This is a genomic window from Pseudoduganella sp. UC29_106, assembly GCF_044055365.1.
Classification (GTDB): Bacteria; Pseudomonadota; Gammaproteobacteria; order Burkholderiales; family Burkholderiaceae_D; genus Rugamonas.
The window spans coordinates 5687611-5710313 of the sequence record NZ_CP171977.1 but is presented as its reverse complement, the minus strand read 5'-3'; the positions used below and the strand labels follow the sequence as shown (position 1 = coordinate 5710313).

23 protein-coding genes and 1 pseudogene are annotated in these 22703 nt (G+C 64.0%); 9 read left to right on the top strand and 15 right to left on the bottom strand.

Features of this window, described 5'->3' with window-relative positions:
* Positions 1–50 precede the first annotated feature (50 nt).
* Positions 51–323 carry a hypothetical protein gene (locus tag ACHMW6_RS28530; protein ID WP_395402016.1) on the top strand — a complete coding sequence of 91 codons (273 nt, stop codon included), beginning with the start codon at positions 51–53 and terminating at the stop codon, positions 321–323.
* Between the two features lie 3 nt (positions 324–326).
* On the opposite strand, the gene ACHMW6_RS28525 is transcribed toward ACHMW6_RS28530, so the two are convergent.
* From ACHMW6_RS28525 to ACHMW6_RS28515, 3 genes are read right to left on the bottom strand one after another with little or no spacing between them, the layout of a single operon-like run.
* Positions 327–836: a GNAT family N-acetyltransferase gene (locus tag ACHMW6_RS28525; RefSeq protein WP_395402014.1), complete on the bottom strand. Its 510-nt coding sequence runs from the start codon at positions 834–836 to the stop codon at positions 327–329.
* A 41-nt stretch (positions 837–877) separates the two neighbouring features.
* The gene (locus tag ACHMW6_RS28520) at positions 878–1381 is read right to left on the bottom strand and encodes a molybdopterin dinucleotide binding domain-containing protein (RefSeq protein ID WP_395402012.1); all 504 of its coding nucleotides are present in this window, start codon (positions 1379–1381) and stop codon (positions 878–880) included.
* A complete protein-coding gene (locus ACHMW6_RS28515; protein ID WP_395402010.1) occupies positions 1312–3084 on the bottom strand; it encodes a molybdopterin-dependent oxidoreductase in 1773 nt (590 codons plus the stop codon). The genes ACHMW6_RS28520 and ACHMW6_RS28515 overlap by 70 nt, the downstream gene beginning before the upstream one ends.
* Positions 3085–3183: 99 nt before the next feature.
* Between ACHMW6_RS28515 and ACHMW6_RS28510 the strand changes: the two genes are divergently transcribed.
* Positions 3184–3516, top strand: coding sequence for an apolipophorin (locus ACHMW6_RS28510; RefSeq protein WP_395402008.1), 333 nt, complete (start codon positions 3184–3186; stop codon positions 3514–3516).
* Positions 3517–3615: 99 nt separating this feature from the next.
* On the opposite strand, the gene ACHMW6_RS28505 is transcribed toward ACHMW6_RS28510, so the two are convergent.
* Positions 3616–3732 (bottom strand): hypothetical protein, encoded by a 117-nt coding sequence (locus ACHMW6_RS28505; protein WP_395408735.1) that lies wholly within the window; start codon positions 3730–3732, stop codon positions 3616–3618.
* A gap of 164 nt (positions 3733–3896) precedes the next feature.
* Here ACHMW6_RS28505 and ACHMW6_RS28500 point away from each other — a divergent pair, with 164 nt between their 5' ends.
* Together ACHMW6_RS28500 and ACHMW6_RS28495 are read left to right on the top strand one after the other, a co-directional pair.
* Positions 3897–4610 (top strand): hypothetical protein, encoded by a 714-nt coding sequence (locus tag ACHMW6_RS28500; protein ID WP_395402006.1) that lies wholly within the window; start codon positions 3897–3899, stop codon positions 4608–4610.
* Between the two features lie 123 nt (positions 4611–4733).
* Positions 4734–5385 (top strand): annotated as a pseudogene (locus tag ACHMW6_RS28495) (glutathione S-transferase family protein).
* Here the strand turns inward: ACHMW6_RS28495 and ACHMW6_RS28490 are convergent.
* From ACHMW6_RS28490 to phaP, 9 genes are all read right to left on the bottom strand, one after another.
* Entirely contained in the window at positions 5349–5528 is a 180-nt protein-coding gene (locus ACHMW6_RS28490) for a hypothetical protein (protein ID WP_395402004.1), read from the bottom strand. The pseudogene ACHMW6_RS28495 and the gene ACHMW6_RS28490 overlap by 37 nt on opposite strands.
* Before the next feature lie 31 nt (positions 5529–5559).
* Entirely contained in the window at positions 5560–5790 is a 231-nt protein-coding gene (locus ACHMW6_RS28485; RefSeq protein ID WP_395408734.1) for a BrnA antitoxin family protein, read from the bottom strand.
* Between the two features lie 101 nt (positions 5791–5891).
* The gene (locus ACHMW6_RS28480) at positions 5892–6131 is read right to left on the bottom strand and encodes a BrnT family toxin (RefSeq protein WP_395402002.1); all 240 of its coding nucleotides are present in this window, start codon (positions 6129–6131) and stop codon (positions 5892–5894) included.
* A 187-nt stretch (positions 6132–6318) separates the two neighbouring features.
* Positions 6319–7017 carry a YjjG family noncanonical pyrimidine nucleotidase gene (locus tag ACHMW6_RS28475; protein ID WP_395402000.1) on the bottom strand — a complete coding sequence of 233 codons (699 nt, stop codon included), beginning with the start codon at positions 7015–7017 and terminating at the stop codon, positions 6319–6321.
* A gap of 41 nt (positions 7018–7058) precedes the next feature.
* Positions 7059–7418 carry a hypothetical protein gene (locus tag ACHMW6_RS28470; protein WP_395401998.1) on the bottom strand — a complete coding sequence of 120 codons (360 nt, stop codon included), beginning with the start codon at positions 7416–7418 and terminating at the stop codon, positions 7059–7061.
* Positions 7419–7473: 55 nt separating this feature from the next.
* Positions 7474–9522 (bottom strand): diguanylate cyclase, encoded by a 2049-nt coding sequence (locus ACHMW6_RS28465; protein WP_395401996.1) that lies wholly within the window; start codon positions 9520–9522, stop codon positions 7474–7476.
* A 181-nt stretch (positions 9523–9703) separates the two neighbouring features.
* Positions 9704–11500 (bottom strand): ABC transporter ATP-binding protein, encoded by a 1797-nt coding sequence (locus ACHMW6_RS28460; protein WP_395401994.1) that lies wholly within the window; start codon positions 11498–11500, stop codon positions 9704–9706.
* Complete coding sequence (locus ACHMW6_RS28455; protein WP_395401992.1) at positions 11487–13238, bottom strand: ABC transporter ATP-binding protein; 1752 nt, start codon at positions 13236–13238, stop codon at positions 11487–11489. Before ACHMW6_RS28455 ends, ACHMW6_RS28460 begins: the two co-directional genes overlap by 14 nt.
* Before the next feature lie 138 nt (positions 13239–13376).
* Positions 13377–13994: a TIGR01841 family phasin gene (gene phaP / locus ACHMW6_RS28450; protein WP_395401990.1), complete on the bottom strand. Its 618-nt coding sequence runs from the start codon at positions 13992–13994 to the stop codon at positions 13377–13379.
* A 176-nt stretch (positions 13995–14170) separates the two neighbouring features.
* On the opposite strand from phaP, the gene ACHMW6_RS28445 reads away from it, so the two are divergent.
* From ACHMW6_RS28445 to ACHMW6_RS28425, 5 genes are all read left to right on the top strand, one after another.
* Complete coding sequence (locus tag ACHMW6_RS28445) at positions 14171–15463, top strand: amidohydrolase family protein (RefSeq protein ID WP_395401988.1); 1293 nt, start codon at positions 14171–14173, stop codon at positions 15461–15463.
* 34 nt (positions 15464–15497) lie between these two features.
* Positions 15498–15866, top strand: a complete 369-nt coding sequence (locus tag ACHMW6_RS28440; RefSeq protein WP_395401986.1) for a GNAT family N-acetyltransferase — start codon at positions 15498–15500, stop codon at positions 15864–15866.
* Entirely contained in the window at positions 15845–16021 is a 177-nt protein-coding gene (locus tag ACHMW6_RS28435) for a hypothetical protein (RefSeq protein ID WP_395401984.1), read from the top strand. The genes ACHMW6_RS28440 and ACHMW6_RS28435 overlap by 22 nt, the downstream gene beginning before the upstream one ends.
* Positions 16021–16539, top strand: a complete 519-nt coding sequence (locus ACHMW6_RS28430) for a GNAT family N-acetyltransferase (RefSeq protein ID WP_395401982.1) — start codon at positions 16021–16023, stop codon at positions 16537–16539. Before ACHMW6_RS28435 ends, ACHMW6_RS28430 begins: the two co-directional genes overlap by 1 nt.
* Positions 16540–16604: 65 nt before the next feature.
* Complete coding sequence (locus ACHMW6_RS28425) at positions 16605–18239, top strand: methyl-accepting chemotaxis protein (protein ID WP_395401980.1); 1635 nt, start codon at positions 16605–16607, stop codon at positions 18237–18239.
* A 219-nt stretch (positions 18240–18458) separates the two neighbouring features.
* On the opposite strand, the gene ACHMW6_RS28420 is transcribed toward ACHMW6_RS28425, so the two are convergent.
* Both ACHMW6_RS28420 and ACHMW6_RS28415 read right to left on the bottom strand, forming a co-directional pair.
* Positions 18459–21653: an alpha/beta hydrolase-fold protein gene (locus tag ACHMW6_RS28420; RefSeq protein ID WP_395401978.1), complete on the bottom strand. Its 3195-nt coding sequence runs from the start codon at positions 21651–21653 to the stop codon at positions 18459–18461.
* A complete protein-coding gene (locus ACHMW6_RS28415) occupies positions 21653–22681 on the bottom strand; it encodes a cyclomaltodextrinase C-terminal domain-containing protein (RefSeq protein ID WP_395401976.1) in 1029 nt (342 codons plus the stop codon). The genes ACHMW6_RS28420 and ACHMW6_RS28415 overlap by 1 nt, the downstream gene beginning before the upstream one ends.
* Positions 22682–22703 lie beyond the last annotated feature (22 nt).

The window sequence follows — 22703 nt, the reverse complement described above, 5'->3', positions numbered from 1 at the left end:
CGGACGACGCCCAGGCCGCGCCGATGCTAAGCTTTGAGGGGGAGGTGGGAATGCTGGTAGAGACGCTTGTATTACTTGCGGTATTGCTGCTGATGTTCTTTTATGTCGGCAAAGGCTACGCGCGCCGCCTGCGCAGCCGCGACGTCGCCCCCGGCACGGCAGATACCGCCGGTTGGCTGTTGTTCTTCGGGCTGGCGTTTCTCGCCACGGCCGCCGTGGGCGCGTGGCACATCACCAAATTCCTCAACGTGGCGCTGAGCGGCACCCTGCTGGTGTTCGGCATCGCGTCGCTGATCGGCGCCGTGCTCACGGCGCGGCGCTGACTTCTATAGCGAAAGTTGCCAGTGTTCCCAGTCGCGGTCTTCGCCACCACCGAAAGTGCGGTAGACACGCTTGGCCGCTTCATTGTCCGGCAGGACCAGCCACTGGATGCGCCCGGCGTTGCGCTTTAGCGCTTCCTCGCGCAGCCGGGCCAGCAGGGCGCGCGCTGCGCCCTGGCCGCGGTGCTGGGGCGCGACGTACAGCTCCTTCAGCGTGATCGTCGGGCGCAGGTCGTAGGTAAAGGGCGTCAGCAGCCAAACGGCGTAGCCGCCGACGCCTTCATGCGTCTCGGCGACGAGCACGTGGCATTGCGGCTGCGGGCCGAAGGCGCGTTTGGCGAGGTCGGATTCGGTGACGCGGAAGTCGGCGAGGTAGCCTTCAAACCGGGCAAGCTCGCGCATCATGGCCAGCAATAGTGGCGTGTCGTGTGGACGGGCGGGGCGGATCGTGATCATGCGGCATTGTCGCCGCCCTGCCAGCGCGGGAGCAGGGGCGGGCACGCCAGTTCGCGTCAAGATCGCGCCACCTCGCGCCACGGGCTGCGCCGGCTGTCCGCTCAGGCGGGGCGCAGCGTCACCGGCAGGCCTGACAGCACGGCGTTGCCGGACAGGGGATCGCGCAGCCGCTCGTCAAGCAGGGCGTTGATATTGGCGCCGGGCCTTTCGGACGCGACGGACAGGCGCGTATCCGGCTGGTCGTGCCCCCAGCCATGCGGCAGGCTGACCACACCCGGCATCATCTCGTCGCTCACTTCCACCTGCACCGTGATGCTGCGCCCATCGCGCGCCAGTTCGGCCAGCGCACCATCGCTCACGCCGTAGCGCGCCGCATCCTGCGGGTGGACCAGCGCCGTGCAGCGATAGGCGCCTTTGGCCAGCACGGGCAGGTTGTGCATCCAGCTGTTGTTGGAGCGCAGCTGGCGGCGTCCGATCAGCACCAGTTCTGGCACGGGCGCGGCCAGGTCGGCGGCGGCGCGGTGCAGGTCTTCGATCAGCACGGACGGCGCCAGTTCGATCTTGCCGCTGGCTGTGCGCAGGATTTCGGGGATGCGCGGTTCCATTGGACCGAGGTCGATGCCGGAGGGCGCGGCGCGCACGGCGGACAGCGAGAGCCCCCCGGATTGCGCCCGAACTGGTCGCCATAGGGCCCGCCGCGCAGGCCCAGGTCCAGCAGGCGCTGCACGCCGCGCTGCGGCTTCAGCGCTGCCATCACAGCGGGCGCAAACGGACCGGCGAGGCGTTCCAGGTCTTGCTGCAGCAATTCATCGTCCAGCGCTTCGATGTCCGCATCGGCGCCGCGGCCCTTGAGGATGGCGATCAGGCGCAGCATCGACTGCCACTCGTCCGGCTGGCCCTCGGCGCGCTCCAGCATTGGCGGGCTGTATCGGGCATGGTTGTGGTGGGAGAGCTGCGTGAAGCTGACGTCGTAATGGTCGTCTTCCAGCGGCGACACGCCGGGCAGGATCACGTCCGCATGGCGCGAGGTTTCATTGAGGTAGATATCCATGCTGAGCATGAACTCCAGCTTGTCCAGCGCCGCCGCGAGGCGCGCGCCGTTCGGCGTGGACAGCACCGGATTGCCGGCGATGGCGATCAGCGCCTTCACCTGTTCCTTGCCCGGCGTATCGATTTCCTCGGCGAGGCAGGTCACCGGCAGTTCGCCAGCCACTTCGGGTGCGCCGGACACGCGAGCCTGATAGCGTCCGCTGACGATGCCCTTGCCGGCGCCCGGTTTGCCGCGCGTGTTGGCGGCGAAGGCCGCAGCCTTGGGGAACATCATGCCGCCTTCCTCGTCGAGGTGGCCGGTCAGCACATTGATCACGTCGATCAGCCAGGACGCCAGCGTGCCGTATTCCTGGGTACAGGTGCCGATGCGGCCATAGACCGCCGCGTGGCGCGTGCCGGCGATGGTGCGCGCCAGCGAACGGATTTCTTGCGCCGCGATGCCGCAGCGCGCTGCCACGGCTTCGGGCGCGAATTCGCGTACCGCGAGCTGGACATCCTCCACGCCCGCCGTGTGCTCTTGCAGACGGCCCAGCTGCACCAGGTTTTCGTCGAACAGCGTGTGTATGAGGCCGAGCAGGAAGAACACGTCCGCACCAGGCCGGATGAAGAGGTGCTGGTCGGCCGCTTCGGCCGTTTCGGTGCGGCGTGGATCAACCACCACGATCTTGCCGCCGCGGGCGCGCAGGGCCTTGGCCTTGCCCCGAAAGTCCGGCACCGTCCACATGCTGCCGTTGGAGACCATCGGGTTGGCGCCGATGATGAGCAGGAATTGCGAGCGCTCGATGTCCGGCACGGCGACGGTCAGCCAGCCGCCGAACATCAGCCCGGACGACAGCATCTTCGGCACCTGGTCCACGCTCGACGCCGAGAACATATTGCGCGTGCCCAGCGCCTTCGCCAGGCGCGGGAAGTAGAGCATCAGGCTCATTTTGTGCGCGACCGGATTGCCGAGCAGGGTCGCCACGGCGTGCGGGCCGTCACGCTCGATGATGGGCAGCAGCCGGCGCTCGATCTCGGCATAGGCTTCGTCCCAGCTGGCCTCCTCGAAGTGGCCATTGCGCTTGATGAGGGGAGTGCGCAGGCGGTCGGGGTCTTCGTGCAGGTCCTTCAGCGCCACGGCCTTGGGGCAGAGGAAGCCTTTGCTGAACACATCGTTCTCATCGCCGCGGATGCGGATCACGTTGCGTCCCTCGTGCTCGATTTCCAGGCCGCAGGCGGCTTCGCAGAAGGGGCAGATGCGGCGGGCAATCTCGGTCATGGTCCTGCCTCCAGGTGGGTGAACGATCGTGCTATTTTAATGCGAGCATTGCGCTCGTCAACGAAAATTTTTGTTATGCTGGCAAGAAAGGAGACTGCCATGAACGCAAGCAAGGTCACCATAGCCGCCGCGCTGCTCCTGTGCGCGCTCACCGGCTGCCACAAAGACGAAGACAAGCGCATCGGCCCTGCCGAGCAGGCCGGCCGCGAACTCGACAAAGCCACCGAAAAAGCCGCCGTCAAGCTCGACCGGGCCCAGGACCAGCTCAGCGACGCCGCCAAGGAAACCGGCGACAAGCTGAACAAGGCTGCCGGAGAGGCCGGCCAAAAGCTCAACCGCGCCGCGGAAGTGGTCGGCGAGAAGGTCGAGAAAGCTGGCGAGAAGATCCAGGAAAACGCCCGCGAAGCGCGGCGCGACGAAGGCCGCAAATAAGTCTCGCTCGTGATAGGGCTGGCACAGCCGTCAGATTTGGCGGCTAGCTGATGTCACCACATGCCCGTCGACATTTTCTTGCGCCGGGCCAATTCCTTCTCACTGGGCGTCGGAACTCACGAGCCGCAGCGCGGCAGGTTTCGCGTTGTCTTCAAAAAGACGCTTGCCTTGGCCGAGCACCGCTGGGAAAGTCCAGACGGAGTACTCATCTATCAGCGATGCGTCCAGCTGGGTCTAAATTAGGTGGCCTGCACGATGCCGTCAAGCGAAACGAACGTCGAAGCATTATGGTGTCGGAAAGTGATTATTTGTGAGAATGTAACTCAATCAAATCATTACCATTACGCAATTTCGTAACATTGCCATTTGGAGTTATTTGAGTGAGAAAGCTCTTGGTTTTTGCGTTGTCCCTGCTGTTGGCGGGCTGCGTCGCTACTACCCCATCCCTCCCTTCCGATAACCGCATTTCCCCGAGCTTCCGTCAACCACCCGCCGGGTCGCTGATTGTGCTGCTGCCTGCGGAAGTCGAGGCAGCTGAGCTGGAGTCAGGTATCGCTATATTGATGAACGCGCTCCATCAGAGATTGCTTGCGTCAGGATACAAGGTCGTGAAACTCGACCAAGACAGTCACGATGCGATCTGGTCACAGGAGGTCAAGGACGTGGGCGGAATTTATGATCCGAATACCGGCGCGTTGCGCCGGCACGAACTGATGTTGGTGCTGGGGCATCTGGTGCAGCGAGTCAGCGCGGAAACAAGCGCTGCGATGGTCATTCGCCCGCGTCTGGTATTGCGCAGTGCCGATATTTCCGGCGCGTCCGCCGCCTGGGACGGGCAGCAACGCCGCGTTCCCGTTTATGGCGCAGGAGGGGACACGGTAAGAGGCAATGGTTCGACACTCGGATTGTCGGTTGGCCTGGACATCTTCGCGTCAAGCGGGGAGATGGTCATGCGTACGCATGGAGGGGCCTTGCTCCCGTACCGCGCCAACGTTAAGTCAGGCAAGAATGAAGTGCGCTCCGACTTGTTTGAGAACGAGAGTGAAGTTGCAGATGGCGTTGCCATCGCTTTGGCGCCACTTCTCAAGTTGTGACGCAAGCTGGGCCGCGGCTTCGAGATAGTAGACAAGATTTGTCGAAATCCGGTTCGGTCGTTCGTCGTTAAATTGCAGACATGATGAACGGCCTCTCCGTAGGCCACCAGACAGGAGAAAGAAATGAAGCCCACCATCACATGTTTTGAGCGGTCGCCCGACCGTGGCCGCGGCCTGGCGCGCGACATGCGCGTGCGCTGGGCGCTGGAGGAAGTTGGGCAGCCTTATGACGTCCGGCTGCTGTCGTTCGAGGCGATGAAGGCGCCCGCGCATCTCGCGCTCAGTCCATTCGGGCAGATCCCGACCTACGAGGAGGGCGATCTGGCGCTGTTCGAGTCGGGTTCGATTATTTTCCATATCGCGGAGCGCCATGCGGGCCTGCTACCGGCCGAAGCGAATGCGCGGGCCCGCGCGATCACGTGGATGTTTGCCGCCCTGACCACGGTGGAGCCTCCGGTCGTTGAGCGCAGTTTCTTCGTTCTTTTTGAAGCCAAGGAGCCCTGGTTCAATCAGCGCCTGCCGATACTCGATCAGCGCGTGCGGCAGCGGCTCACCGAACTTTCGGACCATCTTCAGGACAAGGATTCGGCTCGACGGCGAATTCAGCGCCGGCGACCTGCTGATGATCACGGTGCTGCGCCGCTTGGGGAGTTCGGGCCTGGTCGAGGAATTCCCGAATATCGCAGCGTATATCGCCAGGGGCGAGGCGCGGCCTGCGTACAAACGCGCTTTCGAAGATCAGTTGGCTGTTTTCAACGAGGCGTCGGCAAGCTGAGGGGGCTTGTCTTCGAGCCTTGGCAAGAGGGCAGCGTGTATCGTCCCTTTTGCGTCATCCGCGCGGCCTTCTTCGATCAGGTAGGTCTTTACATGCTTGCCGGCTGCGTCGGCGCTCTGCGCATCGATGTAGCATTCGAACACGGCCTTGCCTGCCTTATTTCGCACGGTGACGTTATAACGCTTCGGGAACAGGTCGTGCGCCTGCGCCCCAGTCGTGCAGAGCGTCGTTAATGCGCGTTTGCCAACCGAGTCCTGTGGACCGAAATGCGTTAAGCACGCTGGCATCAAGACGAATTGTCGTGGGGACTTTCGGCGTTTGTGACAGCGGTCGGCCACGTCGTCGTGCAGGCTTGAACTGGGCTAGTTCTTCGTCAGTCAGAGGCAGGGCATCAGGATCGGTCATCGCTGCGGCAGTGATAGCCGCATTTTCTTCCTCAGTTGGCACGATGACCATGAACGGCCTTGCCCCTTTATTCCTTTCCGTGGACATACCTCAGTACCTCTCTAGCGTTTGCCTTGCGCAGACTGATAATTCGACGAACGTTTTTTGCGGTCGACATAGGCAACGTATAACACCCGACCTCCTGATAGACCGAGAGCACAACGGCGCTCTTCGCTGTAGTCGAATCGATGATCTTCCCAGTCGACTGCCGTGCTCCAATCCAGTTGCGCCGCTTCGGCCAGCGACACGCCGTGCTTAGCAATATTTCGCCGCTCCTTCTCTGGATCGAAGGCGATTTGCATGAATTAATGTACGTACATTAAATGGGCATGTCAATGTTGCGCGGCGAACAGGAAATGGTGTTTCAGACTGTAGTCGCAGTCAGCGAAGGTTACATTGAGGACGGTCAAAACGACTGGGTGGAAGGCGGGCTTCGGTCCGGGCCGGGCCGGGCGCGCGGACCTGGTGGACGCTGACCGCGGACGCTGGTTAAGCGGCAGCTTTTGCCAGGGCGGGGACGACGTCGTGGAGGCGGGTCACTTCGAAGGTGGGCAGCGCTTCGGAGTCGTTGGTGGCGCCGCCGGGATTGAACCAGCAGCTTTCGATGCCGAAGCGGTTGGCGCCGAGGATGTCGGCATCGAGGCGGTCGCCGATGATGATGGTTTCGTCCCTGGAGAAGGAACGGGCCATCTTTGTCGTGTACTCGAAGAAGCGGCTGTCCGGCTTGGCGTAGCCGCAGGCTTCAGAGGTCGAGATGAAGGATATGTGCTCGCGCAGGCCGGAGCTGGCGATGCGGCGTGTCTGGATGTGGTCCACGCCGGTGGTGATGATGCCGACTTCGCCGGCGGCAGCAAGCGTTTCGCACAGCGTCTTGGCGCCGTCAATCAGCACTACCGTCTCGGACAGCGACTCCAGGTAGCGGTGGCTGGCCGCATCGGGGTCGAGGTCGAGGCCATTGTCCGCAAAGGTTCTGCGGAAGCGCTCGACCTTCAGGAAGTCCTTCGATACGGCGCCCGCTTCGAACGACTTCCACAGCTCGATATTGATCGCCTGATATTGCTGGAACAAAGCTTCAACGTTGTCGTAAAAGCCAAGATCCTGCAGGGTTCGCGCGAAGGAGAGCTTTTCGGACGCCTTGAAGTCGAGCAGGGTGTCGTCCAGGTCGAAGAGGAATAAGCGGTGTTTCATTGCAGGGATCATAGCACGCCGTCCCTGCCTGCCTCATGGCGTCATGTAGGCTTGACCGGCCAATAACTGATCAAAATCAGCACGCCGTAGGCGAGCAACGGCAGGAGGATGGTCAGGCCGGCCAGCGCGCGCAGGACCAGGGCGAGGCGCGTGCGCGCATCGGGATTGCAGCGGGCGACACGGCGCGACCACAGCGCGCCGCCGCCGGCGACCACGGTGGCGAAGATCCAGGAGGCGCCCAGCAGGAAGATCATCAGGAATGCGTCCGAGCCGCCAGCCTGGCCCGGATTGGCGCGCGCCCAGGCAAGGATGGAGAAGGTCCAGTAGACGCTGAGCGAAAATGGAAGGATGCCGAGGATGATCAGTGCGTTGGCAATGTGCAGTTTGCGTTGGGGCGTCATAGCCGCGCAGTTTAGCGCATGGCGCCGCACGCAAAATGCGTGGAATGTCACCGGCTCACGCGCCGGCCTTGGCCTTGAGAGGAACGACGTTGCTGGGCGGGCTGTCGTCCGGCGGGTTGCCGAGGACGACGGTGAGGTCGACGAAGCCGGCGCGCCAGGCGCGTTCCAGGTCCTGCTCGATGGCTTCGAGCGACGTCTGTTCGAAGTGCGCGAAGCCGCGCACGCCGTAGGCGCGGTTGCGGCCGTGGGCCTTGGCGAGGTAGAGCGCCATGTCCACCAAGTTCACCGCGCGCTCCCACTGCAGCGGCGTGCCGCCCGGGATCTGCGGGAAGGGCGCGAAGCCGATGGACACGTTCACGTGGATCATCGAACCCTGGTACTCGATAGGCTGGCTGGAAATGCTGGTCAGCACGCGCCGTGCAATCTCGTCCACGCCCGCGCGCGGAATCGCCGGCAGGAAGGCGAGGAATTCCTCGCCGCCCCAGCGCACGATCATGTCCGTCTCGCGCAGCGCCACGCGCAGGTTGTCGGCGATCATCTTCAGCACCATGTCGCCGGCCGCATGGCCGAAGGTGTCGTTAATATGCTTGAAGTGGTCCACGTCCAGCAGGAACAGCGCGCCCACGAGGTCTTCGCCCGGCGCGGCGCGCCGCTCGGCGCAGTTATGCGAGCGCATGAATTCCTGGAAGTGCCGGCGGTTGTACAGCGCCGTGAGCGGATCGAGCGCGCTTTGCTGCTTCAGCTCCAGGTTTTTCACTTTCAGCTGCGCGTTCGCATGGCGCACCTTGCGGTACAGCAGGCCGACAATCACGGCAGCGAGCGCGAATACCACAGCCAGCAGCCACCACACGCGCTGCTGCAGGCGGCGGTTCGCAATCTCGGCGCTCTTCGACTGGTTCTCGTGGCTGAGCATCTCGATCTGGCGCTTCTTCTTTTCGGTGTCGTACTTTTCCTGCAGCTCCCACATCGCCTTTTTGCGCTGGCTCTCGAAGATCTCGTTGGACAGCTTGCGCTCGCGGTGATAAGCGGCGATGGCGCCCGCGTAATCGCCCGAGCGTTCCAGCGACATGCCGAATTCGGTGAGCAGGATTTGCAGCTCCGGCTTGTCGCCGGCCTTCTCGAAGTAAGCCATGCCCAGCTCGAAGTTCTTGCGTCCCTCGGCCAGGCGGCCAAGACCCATATGGGCCTGGCCGATGTTCACATAGGCCGTGGCTTCGGTGGACAGGTCATTGATCTCGCGCGCCGCGGCAATCGCTTCGTTCCCGTAGCGCAGGGCGCGCGCGAAGTCGTGCTCCTTCAGCGAAATGTCCGACAGATTGACCAGCGTGGACGCGATCATGCTGCGCGCGCCCAGCTTGCGCGCCAGGTCCAGTCCCTTCAGCAGCGCGGCCATGGCGCGCCTGGGCTGGTTGGAATCGATGGCCAGGCCGTACTCGGTGCTCTTGGCCATGGCCAGGCGGCCCGGCGACTGCAGGCGTTCGGACACGGCGATGTTCTCCGCCAGCACCTCCCAGCCCTTGTCGTACTCCTTCATCTGTGTATAGAGCAGAGTCAGGGAGTTCAGCGCGCTGGCGAGGGGCACCAGGTCGTCCTTCACCTGGTGGGCCAGGTCCACCGCATGCTGCATCTTCTGCAGCGCCACCGGGTAGTTGCCCTGTTCCGCGTAGGACTGGCCGGACGTGATGGTGGACTGCACGCGCAGCGGCAGGTCGTCCGTGCGGGCGGCCACGCGCTCGGCGTCGAAGGCCAGTTGGTGCGAACTTTGCTGCTCGCCCATTGCGGACAGCACATAGGCTTTGGTCAGCAAGCCCTTGGCATGCAGTACCTCATTGTTCTGGGATTTGGCGAAGGCCAGCAATTCCTCGGACAGCGACAGCGCCGTCTTGTGCCGGCCCAGGTAGCGCCAGGTCAGGGCCAGCTGGGACAGGAACTCGCCGCGCGTGAGCGCCGGCGCCGTGCGGGCATTGGATTCGATTTGCTGCAGTTGCGCCAGCGCCTTGTCCGGATTGAAGCGGACGGCTTCCTTGATTTCGCGGATTTCCCCATCCAGCGGGGACTGCGCATACACCAGCACGGGCGCGAGCAGGCAGGCGGCTGCCAGCATGGGCAAGCGCCGCTTGAGCGTCCGGAAATGGGTAGGTGGCAAGCTGGAAGTCCCTCGAAGTTGTCTGGACAATTATATGCCCCTTGCGCACGGGAAAGTCCATTAACCAGCGGAATTGTCACCAAAAATCACAGCAATCTGTGGGGGAAATGTGTCACATTGCCGAGCTGTCTATATTGCCTCAGGCAGCCAGTTGCTGCAGCAGATACAGGCGCTGGTACAGGCCTCCTTCGATCTGCATCAGCGCGTCGTGCGGGCCCTTTTCATCGATGCGGCCGTGGTTCAGCACCACGATCTGGTCGGCTTCGCGGATGGTGGAAAGGCGGTGCGCGATGGCGATGATTGTCACGCGGCCGCGCAATTCGTTCAGCGCCTGCTGCACGATCTGCTCGGTCTGCGAATCGATGCGCGACGTGGCTTCGTCCAGCAGCAGGATGCGCGGCTGGCCGGCCAGCGCGCGGGCGATGGCGATCAGCTGCTTCTGGCCGGAGGACAGGCGCGAGCCGCCTTCGCCCAGCACCGTGTCGTAGCCGTCTTCCATGGCCATGATGAAGTCGTGGGCGTGGGCGGCGCGGGCAGCCGTCTCGATCTGCTGCTGCGTGAGGCCGCGGCCCATATCGATGTTCTCGCGCGCGGATGCCGCCAGCAGGAAGGGGTCCTGCGGCACCAGGCCCACGTCGGCACGGAATTCCTCGTTGCAGATTTCGTCCAGCGGCATGCCGTTCATCAGGATGCTGCCGTGCGGCGCGGGATAGTAGCGCAGCAGCAGCGAGAGCAGGGTGGATTTGCCGCTGCCCGTATGGCCCACGATGCCGAAGAAGGCGCCCTGCGGAATTTGCAGCGAGAGCTTGTGGAGAACGGTCTGATTGTCCACGTAGGCGAAGTCCAGGTTGCGAATATCCACGGCCAGCGCCGCATCGTTGGCGGCGCTGCGCGGGTGCCGCGCCTGCTGGCTGTGTTCCGGCGCCTCGGCTTCGTCCAGCAAGATGGCGACCCGCGCGGTCGCCACCACGGATTGCTGCAGCTGGCTGAATTGCATGGTGATCTGGATCAGCGGCTCGATCACCCGCGCAATGTAGTTGATGAAGGCGTACAGCACGCCCACTTCGGCCGTGCTCATGGCGCCGCGCTGGCCGAACATGAAGATCACGGCGGCCAGCAGCAGCACGTTCAGCATGTCCAGCGCGGGGCGCAGCAGCCAGGCGTTGGCGCGGATTTCGGCCATGCGCTGGGTGTAGTGGTCGGCATTGGTTTGCGCGAAGCGATCGCCGAAGCGCTGTTCGGCGTTATTCGCCTGCAGCACGCTCATGCCGCCGATCGATTCGGCAATCTGCGCATTGATGTCGCTGCGCAGCTGGCGCGCGCGCGTGACGGCCGGTGCGGACAGGCGCTGGTAGGCCCACACGATCACCAGCACGAAGGGCAGCAGGGCGACCACGATGGTCATCAGCCGCCAGTCCAGCCAGGCCATCGCCGCGACGGTGCCGGCCAGCACGATGGTCGAATCGAGGATCACGAACAGCACCTGGATATACAGGCCCTTCACCGCTTCCGTGTCGTTGGTCACGCGCGAGACCAGCTGGCCCGTGATGGCGCGGTCGAAGAAGGCCATCGGCAGGCGCAGCACATGACCGTACACCTGCTCGCGCAGGCGCTGCACCGAGCGCATCGCCACGCCGGACAGGCGCACCAGCTGCAGGTAGCGCAGGCCGGTGGCGATCCAGCCCGTCACCAGCAGGCCGCCCAGCAGCAGGGACATCGAAGTCCAGTCCAGGTGGCGCGGCAGCAGGTGTTCGTCGATCAGGCGCTTGCCCAGCAGGGGGCCGACGACTTCCATGCCGGCCGCGATGGCGAGCCAGAGGATGGCCCAGTACAGGTGGCGCACGTCCGCCGCAGAGGCACGGCGGAGCAGGCCAAGCGCGCGCTTCGTCTGCTCGCGGGCGGATTGCTTGTGTGGAGACGTTTCATGCAGCGTCAAGGCTGGCCTCCAGTTGTTGGTAGCGCCACTGGCTGGCATACCAGCCGTTTTGCGCCAGCAGCTGTTCGTGGCTGCCCGTTTCGGTGATGCGGCCGTGCTGCAGCACCACGATCTGGTCGGCGTTGACGACGGCGCTCAGGCGGTGGCTGGCGATGATGGCGCTGCGGCCCGGGTGGGCGCGGCGCAGTTCTTCCAGGTGTTCGAGGATGCGCGTTTCCGTGCCCGTGTCCACGGCCGACAAAGCATCGTCCAGCAGCAGCATTTCGTTATCGGACAGCAGGGCGCGTGCAATCGCCACGCGCTGCCGCTGGCCGCCGGAGAGCGTGATGCCTTTCTCGCCCACTTCCGTTTCGTATTTGTGCGGGAAGAGCTGGATATCGTCGTGGATGGCGGCCAGGTCGGCGGCGCGCTCCACTTCGGCGCGCGTCGCTTCCGGCCGCGCCAGCGCGATGTTGTCCGCAATCGAGGCCGAGAACAGGAAGGATTCCTGCGGCACCCAGGAGATGGCGGCGCGCAGCGTGTGCAGCGTGTATTCGTCGAGCGCATGGCCGCCCCAGCGCAGCGTGCCGTGCTGCGGCGCGATCTGGCGCAGGATGGCGCGCAGCAGGGTGGACTTGCCGGAACCGGTGGGGCCGACCAGGCCCAGCGTCTGGCCCGGCTGCAGCGTCAGCGTGATATGCGAGAGCGCGGGCTCGGTCTGGCCTGGATAGTTGTAGCCCAGGTCCGCGATGTGCAGCGCGCCGGGGGAGAGCTTATCCAGCGTGCCCTTGTCGTCGATCGAGAGCGGCGCATCGAGCATGGGCTGCAGGCGCGCATAGGCGGCGCGGCCCCGTTCGATCAGGGACAGTACCCAGCCCGCCGCGAACATGGGCCAGATCAGCTGGCCGAGGTACATGCTGAAGGAGGTGAGTGCGCCGATGGTCAGCTCGCCCTGCCATACGAGATAGCCACCCAGGCCCAGCGAAAGCGCGGTGGCGGCGGTCAGCGTGAGGCCGACGGCAGGTTCGTAGGCGGCTTCCCATTTCTGCGCGGTGAGGGCGGCATTGGCGGCGTGGCCTGCCAGTTCCGAGAAGCGCGTGCTGCTGCGCTGCTCCAACCCCAGGGCGCGCAGGGTGCGCACGCCGGACAGCGTTTCCTGCACATGGTCATTTAATGCGCTGAAACGCTTCAGCGAATCGGCGGAGGCGGTATGGATATGCGAGGAGATGCGCCAGAAAGCCCAGGCCATGAAGGGGAAGGGAATCAGCGCGAAAAGCGCCAGGCGCCAGTCCACGCCCAGCAGCATTATGCCCAGCACCATGCACAGGGACAGCGAGCCGTCGAAGCCGGCCAGCATCGCTTCGCCGGCGGCCATTTCGATGGCGTCGATATCGTTGGTGGCCAACGCCATCAGGTCGCCGGTGCGCTGCTTCTGGTAGAAGGTGGGGCCCTGCAGGGATAGTCTGCGGTAAAAGCGCGTGCGCAGTTCGACGCCCAGCTGGTAGGCGGCCGAGAACAGTTTCATGCGCCAGGCCACGCGCAAGCCGTAATTGAGGAGACCGACCAGGAGCAGCAGGCCGATATCAAGCAGCAAGTCGTGGTAGCCGAGCGTGTGCGCGGCCAGCCCGTCGATCATCTTGCCGACCTGGCGCGGTATCCAGATGCCGATCACGGCCACGCCGGCCAGCATGGCGCCCGCCTGCGCGTAAGGACGCCAGTGCGAGCGTACGAAGCCGCCGATTAGCCGCGATAAACTCATTTGAAAATTCCTAGCGCGAAGGTCGCTAGGATACAGCAAGCTCCGTTTTTACGCTTAGGGGTCAGGCACGAAATGGAACATGAGGCCGCTTCGCCGAAGCGGCCTCATGTTCCATTTCGTGCCTGACCCCTAAAAGACTTACTGCTTCTTCGGCTTGGCGCTTGCCGGAATGATTTCGGCGGTTTTCACTGGCACGGAAGTTTTCGGGTCGGGGAAGGTGGCGGCGGCCGGCTTGGCGGCTGGCACGGGCGCTTCCTCGTCCAGCGCTTCGGCGACGGCCTTGGCGGCCTTCTTGGCAGCGGCCTTGGGAGCGGCAACAGTAGCTTCCGCAACTTCTTCGCCGGCGGCAACGACCGCTTCAACAGCCTTGGCCGGAGGCGCGACGATGGCCAGCGGGGCTTCCAGCACCAGCGGCTTCACGTGTTCGCCGGCTTCCTTGAATTGGGCCTTGGTCACCTGGAACAGGTCTGCCTGAGTCTTGCTGGCAATGCTGAACAGTTCGCGGCCGTAAGCCAGCACGTTGTCGAAGGTCGGGGCTTTGGCGGCGTTGAAGAATTCCTGAGGATCCTTGGCTTCCAGCAGCTGCCTGGCTGCGGCGGAGCTCTTCTCGACCGATGCCTTGGTGGCGCTCAGGTTCAGTGCGATGACTTTCTGGGCGCCTTCGAAAGCGGTGGTGGCGTAATTGTTCAGAAACTGCAGTTGCGATTCCAGTTGCGACTTGGTTGCTGCGGACAGTTGTTCGGTGATCGAAAACATATCTTCTCCCAGGAGTTAGGAAATGGTGCGATGCAATAAAGCCATTCTAGCGACGAATTATTGTAATGAAAAGACATTTTTGTCCTGCTCTGTAGCAAAATTAATGCGGCGCAACATTGCGCCACAGTCCAGCCTCTGCCTACAATCGATCCCAACCCTACCAGCGGAGCCATTCGATGGACTTATTGATCCGGAACGCCAACCTGCCCGACGGCAAGAAAGGTATCGATATCGCGATTGAAGGCGGCCGCATTGCCGCCACCGGCCCCGCGCTCTCCGCGCAGGGCGAACGCGAGATCGATGCCAGCGGTTGCCTCGTCACCCCGCCCTTCGTGGACGCCCACTTCCATATGGACGCCACCCTCAGCTACGGCCTGCCGCGCGTGAACCAGTCCGGCACGCTGCTGGAGGGCATCGCGCTGTGGGGCGAGCTGAAACCCCATCTGACCCAGGAAGCGCTGATCGAACGCGCGCTGCAATACTGCGACTGGGCCGTGGCGCGCGGCCTGCTGGCCATCCGCAGCCACGTCGATATCTGCGACGACCGCCTGCTGGCGGTGGAAGCGCTGCTGGAAGTGAAGCGCCGCGTCGCGCCTTACCTGGACCTGCAACTGGTGGCCTTCCCGCAGGACGGACTGCTGCGCAGTCCCACTGCGCTGGCCAACCTGAAACGCGCCATCGCCATGGGCGTGGACGTGGTGGGCGGCATTCCCCACTTCGAGCGCACCATGGCCGACGGCGCGGAATCCGTGCGCATCCTGTGCGAGTTCGCGGCGGAGAAAGGGCTGCGCGTGGACATGCACTGCGACGAATCCGACGATCCCCACTCGCGCCACATCGAAACCCTGGCCGCGCAGACCCACCGCCTCGGCCTGCACGGCCGGGTGGCCGGCTCCCACCTCACGTCCATGCACTCGATGGACAACTATTATGTAAGCAAGCTGCTGCCCCTGATGAAGGAGTCCGGCGTGGCGGCCATCGCCAATCCGCTGATTAATATCACGCTGCAGGGCCGCCACGATACCTACCCGAAGCGCCGCGGCATGACGCGCGTGCCGGAGCTGATGGCCGCGGGCATCGACGTCGCCTTCGGCCACGACTGCGTGATGGACCCGTGGTACAGCCTGGGCTCGGGCGATATGCTGGAAGTAGCCCATATGGGCCTGCACGTAGCGCAAATGACTGGCCAGCAAGCCATGCGCGCCTGCTTTGCCGCCGTCACCGAAACGCCGGCCCGCATCCTCGGCCTGGACGGCTATGGCCTGGCGCCCGGCTGCCATGCCGACCTGGTGGTGCTCGATGCGGGCGACGCGGTGGAAGCGATCCGGCTACGCGCAGCGCGGCGCCATGTGGTGCGGCGCGGCAAGGTGGTGGCCGAAGCGCCGCCCGCCGTGTCGCGCCTGGACCTGCCGGGCCGGCCGTCGCAGGTCGACTTCAGGCTCGCTGGACTTGCAACTCAAAATCGATGACAATTGTTCATCATTTCCGCGCCCTGGAGCAGCCTTGAAAGATATCGACATCCGCCCGGCGACCGAGACCGACTTTGACTCCATGTGGGAAATCTTCCAGGAGCTCATCGCCAGCGGGGATACCTATTACTTTGCCGCCGACACCAGCCGCGAAGATTGCCGCGAGTTCTGGTTCGGACGCGGCGTGAAAACCTGGGTGGCCGTGCTGTCCAGCGCGGACCGCCTGCTCGGCATGTACCGCCTGCTGCCCAACCAGCGCGACCGCGGCGCCCACGTGGCCAATGCTTCGCTGATGGTCAGCCCCGCCGCGCAGGGTGTCGGCATCGGCAAGCTGCTGGGCGCCATTGCCTGGACCAGGCGCGGGACGAAGGCTACCTGGCCATGCAGTTCAATTATGTCGTGAGCACCAACGTCTCCGCCGTGCTGCTGTGGAAGCGGCTCGGCTTTTCCGTGATCGGCACGCTGCCGCGCGCCTATCGTCACCAGCAGCTCGGTTTTGTCGATGTGTACGTGATGTACCGCTTCCTGGCCGACCCCAGCGAATGGCCCGAACAATAATGATTGAAACAGAACGCTTGACGCTGCGTCCCCTGACCGAGGGCGATGCCGCCTTTTACCTTCAATTGGTCAACGAACCTTCCTTCATCGAGAACATCGGCGACAAGGGCGTGCGCACGCTGGATGATGCACGCAACGCGATCGTGACCGGACCCATGGCCATGCACAAGGCCCTCGGTTATTCGCTGATGCTGGTGCAGCAGAAAAGCGATGGCGCGGCCATCGGCATGTGTGGCCTGATTAAGCGCGACACCCTGCCGGACACGGATATCGGCTATGCCTACCTGCCTGCCTACTGGGGCCGCGGCTATGCCTTTGAAGCAGCCGCCGCCGTGGTGGCTTTTGCGCGCGACAAGGTCGGCCTGAAGCGTCTGCTGGGCATCGTGTCGCCGCGCAATACGGCGTCCAACCAGTTGCTGCGCAAGCTGGGCCTCAGTTTTATCGAGCTGCTGGTCCTGAAGGGTGAAACGAAGGACACCAACCTGTACGGACTGGAGTTTCCGCCGCACCACAGTTGATCCCGCCCGTTCTTGGCATTTGCCCGCGATGAGCGCATCATGGCTTGCAAATGACAGGGGCGATCATGAAACTGGCCAACCTCAAGATCGGTGTGCGCCTGGCGCTGCTGGGAGGCTTTTTCCTGCTGGCGGTGCTGATCGTCGGCTTCCAGGGCTGGAGCGCGCTGGGCTTCATCAAGCAGCGCAACACCGAAGGGCTGGAGCGCTCGGTGACGCTCACCGAGGCGGTGGACACGGCCCGCGGCGCGCAGGTCGAATTCAAGATCCAGGTACAGGAGTGGAAGAACATCCTGCTGCGCGGCCATGATCCGGCCCAGCTGGAACGCTACGCCCAGGCCTTCGTCAAGAGCGGCAGCCAGACCAGCGACGCGCTGCAAAAGCTCAGCGCCCAGCTGGATAGCCTCAAGCTGCAAACGCCCCTGGTCGCCGAAGCGATTCGCATGCACGAAGAGCTGGGCAAGAATTATCTCAATGCGCTGAAGCAGTACGACCCGGCCAATCCCGAAAGCCCGAAGATCGTCGATGCGCTGGTGAAGGGCATGGACCGGCCGCCGACCAAGCAGATTGACGATATCGTCGCCTATATCGGCGAGCAGGCACGCGTGTCCGCGGCGGCCGTGTCCGACGACAGCGCCAGGGCGCACCGCAGCGCGGCCATGTCGCTGGGGATCATGATCGTGGCGACCGTGCTGCTGGGCGGGGCGATCGTGTGGTGGATGGTGCTGGGGATCACGCGTCCCCTGACGCAGGCGATCGGCATTGCCAAGACGGTGGCCTCGGGCGACCTGCGCACCGAAGTAGTCGTGCAGAGCAAGGATGAAGTGGGCGAGCTGTTGGAGGCGCTCAAGCACATGAACGAGAACCTGTCCAATATCGTGGGGCGGGTGCGCATCGGCACGGATACCATTGCCACCGCTTCCGCCGAGATCGCTTCCGGAAATATGGATCTTTCCTCACGCACGGAGGAGCAGGCCAGTTCGCTGGAGGAGACGGCATCCTCGATGGTGGAGCTGACCAGCACCGTGCGGCAAAACAATGAGAACGCGCATCAGGCGCGGACGCTGGCTTCGGCCGCTTCCGATGTGGCGGTGAAGGGCGGCGTGACCGTGTCCGAAGTGGTGAAGACGATGGGCGCGATCAACGAGTCCTCACGGCGAATCGTGGACATCATCGGCGTGATCGACGGGATTGCGTTCCAGACCAATATCCTGGCGCTGAATGCGGCGGTAGAGGCGGCGCGCGCCGGGGAGCAGGGGCGCGGTTTTGCCGTGGTCGCGGGCGAGGTGCGCAACCTGGCGCACCGCTCGGCGGCGGCAGCCAGGGAGATCAAGGAGCTGATTGGCGATTCCGTGCTGCGCGTGGAAGCAGGCAGCAAGCTCGTTGGCCAGGCCAGGACGACCATGGAGGAGGTGGTGGCGAGCGTGGAGCGCGTGTCCGCCATCATTGGCGAGATTGCTGTGGCCAGCAATGAGCAGCAGGATGGCATCGAGCAGATCAGCATCGCCATCAACCAGATGGACAGCGTGACGCAGCAGAACGCCGCGCTGGTCGAGGAAGCCGCTGCCGCAGCGGATGCCTTGCAGCAGCAGGCGGCCAGCCTGGCTGAGGCGGTGTCCGTGTTCAAGCTGCGCGAGCAGCCCGATGCCGCATCCCGCACCGTCGTCCCGCGCCGCCGTCCTCTTCGCATCGTCGGCGCATAATTATGCGCCTCGACGAATCAAAGGCCCCGAAGGGGCTGTAGGGCGGATCATTGATCCGCCGTGCGTGCGGACCCGCGGCGTGTCCCGAAAAACCACCCCAACGGCACATGCACCCGGCTCGCCCACGACTGCTCGTTATGAATCCCGCCCTCATCCTTATAAAAATAAAAATCCCTGCCTGACCGATACCCCCGCTTCAGCATCGCCTTGCGGAACGCGTCAGTAGCCTCCAGCCCATCCATCGCCGTCCCCCGCATCGATATAAAACTTCACCGGCAACAGCCGCGGCGCATTGCGCACCATATTCGACTCGTTCCACCAGAACGAGCTCGAAACCCCGCTCGCCATCGAAAACACCTGTGGATAATGCTGCCCGATATACACAGACGCGATGCCGCCCAGCGAGGAGCCCATGACGGCCGTGTGCCTGCGGTCCCTGAGCGTGCGATAGTGCCCGTCCACCCACGGCTTCACGGTCTTCACGATGAACTTCGCATAATCATTCAGCTTGCCACCGCCGTATTTCGGATCGCAGCAGGGCGTGTACTCCGCGATGCGGTCGGCCGTGTTGTCGATGCCGACGATGATCACCTCCTGCATGCTGCCCTCGGCGATCATGCGGTCCGCCACTTCATCGATATTCCACTCGACGCCATAAGCCGCGGTCTTCGCATCGAACAGGTTCTGTCCGTCGTGCATATAGAGCACCGGGTAGCGCTTCTTGCCGTTTTCCTCGTAGCCGGGCGGCAGATAGATGCGCAGCTTGCGCTCGTTGCCGAGCTGGGGTGACTTGAAGCCGTCGATGATCTGCAGCGTGCCGCGCTTGACCGGCGCAGGCGCGGCGGCGGTCGGCTGGATACGGATCGCGTGCACGGTCGGCGCGTTCCATTGTCCGCTCGTGCCGCCGGCGTCGGCATAGCTGCTGTTCGACTGCAGGTAGCTCATATTGAAGAAGCCGTCCAGCTCGTAGCTGTAGGCGCCCGGCTTCAGGTCCGCGTACAACGGCGTCGACCAGGCTTCGCCCAGCGCGTGCGGCAGTTGCACCACACCCTCCGCCGCCACCTTGCCCTCCGCATCGCGCAGACGCAGCCACTTTACGCCGTTCGTAATGCCGAGGTTGATCTTGTGGGCCGCGTTCGTATAACGCAGCTGGATCGCATGCCTTCCCGCGCTCGCAACGCCAGCTAGCGCTGCCAGCTCGACGGCGCCCGCGCCCGTGCACAGCGGCGCGCTGTGGTGGCTGCGGTTGCCCGACGCCACAAACACCGCCTCCACCGCGTAGCACGCCCGCGTGCCGGCGCCATCGCCTGCCGTTGCCGATTTCGCGGATTTCGCCGCTGCCGGGGAGCCGGCATTGCGGTCTGACCACGGCCCGGCCGCGATCTTCGACGCGACTAGCTTCCCGTCGCGGTATACGTTAAACGTCACGCGCTCGCCCTCTGCGCCCGGTGCAATGTGCAGTGTCGGGCTCGTGCCGCGCCCGACGGCCATCGCGCTGCGTCCGTGCGCCGGAGCAGTAAGCCGGCTTGTGCCGCCATCGCGGGCGGCGACCTGGCCTGTCGTGCTGGAGGACGCATTCGCAGCGATCGTGACCACCGGCTCATGCGGCCCAAACGCAGCGGGGCCGAAGTTGAACGAGCCCACGTCCACGCGCGTAATCTGCTGCCGGCCGGGCATCAGGGCGCCGAGGCGCAGTTCGATCGTGTTGTCCTCGCCAAGATCAGCCCAGCGCGGCGCCTCGGTCATCGGCGCGCCATTCAGCGTGCCGGCCCCCATCTCGTAATAGCCGTCGAGTGGCACGGCAGGCGGCAGTATGAGGCGCACATTGATCCGCTTCCCATGCAAAACAAGTCCTGACAGCTCCGCCACATCGCTGCCCGCAAACGCCTCCCGCCGCAGCCGCGACGTTATAAACGGACGAACAGAAAGCCGCTCGGTCGTCGCCGAAATACCGAACACCTGCTGTACGACCATCCCGACATAAGCCCCAACCGACCAAAGCTGGCGCTTCGAATTGATCACCGGCCCGTTGAGCTGCGGCGCGCCCGGATGTTCGAGCATGGGCTGCCCGGTCGTCCACTCCAGGTTCTCCATATTTGAAAGATTGAGCGACGCGCCGCGCATCAAGGTCGCATAGGCCGCATCAGCCACGGCCACATTGCGCGTCATCGCCGCCGCCTTCAGTCCATAGGCCGTGACGAACGGCCAGATCGCGCGGTTGTGATAGACCGGCACATCCTGCTGCTGCGGCCAGATTACCGGCGCGCCTTCCGGTCCGTGGGGATAGTGCGCCATGATGCTGCGCGCCTGCTCGGCGTCGGCGATGCCCGTAATGATGGCCAGCGACTGGCCCAGCCAGTCGAACTTGTGCATCGGCGCGCCATCGAAGTGGCCGGCGGTCAGGCTGCTGTACATGCCCGCATCCTTCAGCCACAGGCGCGCGTTGACGGCAGACTTCAGGTCCGCGGCCCATCCATCGTAGCGCTGCGCACGCGCCGTATCGTCCTGGCGGCGCGCCAGTTCGGCGGCCAGCGTGAGCGCCTTGTAGTGCGCGGCGTTGGTGGACAGCGCCTTGGACGAAGCCATGCTGGCGATATCGTTGACGATCCAGGCTGCATAGGATTGCTCGCGCCAGTCGAGGAAGGATTCTTCGCCGGTGTAGAGGCCTGTGGCGGCGTCGAAAGCGGCCAGGCGGTCGTTCTCGATGGTGTTGCTGAGGGCCTTCAGCGCGATTTCCTCAAAGGACGCGCGCTCCAGTTCGGGCAGGGACTTCAGCGCTTCCTCGGCGCCGAAGGCCCAGCTTACGCGGTCCGTGCTGACGGGCCAGCTGCCGCCGCTGCCGGTGTCCTGCACGATCTGCAGGCCGTCTTCCGTGCCTTGCGCGTTTGCCGGCTTGCCGGCGCGGTAGCCGGAGAGCTTGAACATCAGCGAGTTGCGGGCGCGCTGCGGGTCGAGCATGGACAGGCCGAGCGCCGCGGCATAGGATAGGTCGCGCGTCCACACGTAATGCCATTTTTCGCCGGTTTCGAAACATTCGCAGGGGATGGCGTTGCCGCCGTTGTAGCTGCCGTCCTTGATGGCGGCTACCGAGTCCTGCTTCATTTCGGTGATCGCCAGGGCGAAGAGGGCGTCGAAAGCCAGGTTGCCGCTGCGTACGCGCGGGAGGTTGTCCAGCTCGGAGTATTCGACGGTTTGCGGCGCGTTGTCGCGCAACTGCATCGTGGTCGATTGCGTGTAGCTGCGCAAACGGGCCGACGCGTCCGGCGTTGAGAAACTCGCGCTGTGGGCGCCCAGCGGCACAGTTACACTGTCCGCCAGCGCCGGCGTCGGCAGGCTTGCAGCGACAAGCGTTGGCGCCAGCAGCGCGGCCGCAAGCACCGTGCGGCGTGGACGGGCAGGGCGGGGCGCGGGCATTATTTCACCTCCAGCACGAGCACCGAGCGGGCGGGAAGGGTGATGGTGGCCGCATCGAGGGCGAAGGACTGGCCGGTGATTACGTCCGTGCCAACGCGCGCGCCGGACAGCATTTCGCGGAAGCGCGACGTTGCAAGCGAAACGGGTTGCGCGTTCTTGTTAAAGGCGACCATCACCTTGCCGGAACTATCGTAACGGAAATAGACATAGGTATTCTCCTCCGGCCCGTAATGCATCATCCGGCCATGATGAATCACGCCGGCGGTCTTGCGCCAGTTGAGCAGCTTCTTCAGCCAGGCTTGCGCATCGCGCTGCGCAGAAGTCAGGCCGGCGCCGGTGAACGCGTTCACCGCATCGCCCGCCCATCCGCCCGGCATATCGTGGCGATAGGAAGGATCGTCGCGTCCCTTCACGGTCGAAGGCATCAGGATCTCGGTGCCGTAGTAAAGCTGCGGAATGCGCGGGGCGGTCAGCGTGAAGGCCATGGCCATGCGCCACAGCGCCGGGTCGTCATTGACCACGCTGAAAGTGCGGGACATATCGTGGTTCCCCTCGAACAGCACGAGATTCGAAGCGTTCGGATAGAGATAGTCCTGCGACAGCGTTTCGTAGACATCGGTGAAGCTGTAGGTGCCGTCCGTATCGGCCAAAGCCTTGCGCAGCACATCATTCAGCGGGAAATCCATCATCGATGGCATGTGCGACACATAGCCGTCGAAATTCTGCTTGCCCGTCTGCCAGTGCGCTACCACCGGAATGCGCATGCTCCACTCTTCGCCCACCATGTTCAGGTTCGGGTATTCCTCCATCATGCGGCGTGACCACTCGGTAAGGAAGCGCGAGTCCGAATAGCCGTAAGTATCGACGCGGAGGCCGGACAGGCCCGCGTACTCGATCCACCAGATATTGTTCTGGATAAGGTAATTGGCCACGAAGGGATTGGTCTGGTTCATGTCCGGCATATGCTTGCCGAACCAGCCCTGGGTGAAGTTGCGCGCGTCCTCCTTGCTGCCATAGGGGTCCTGCACCGCGACGCGGTGATGAGCGGTG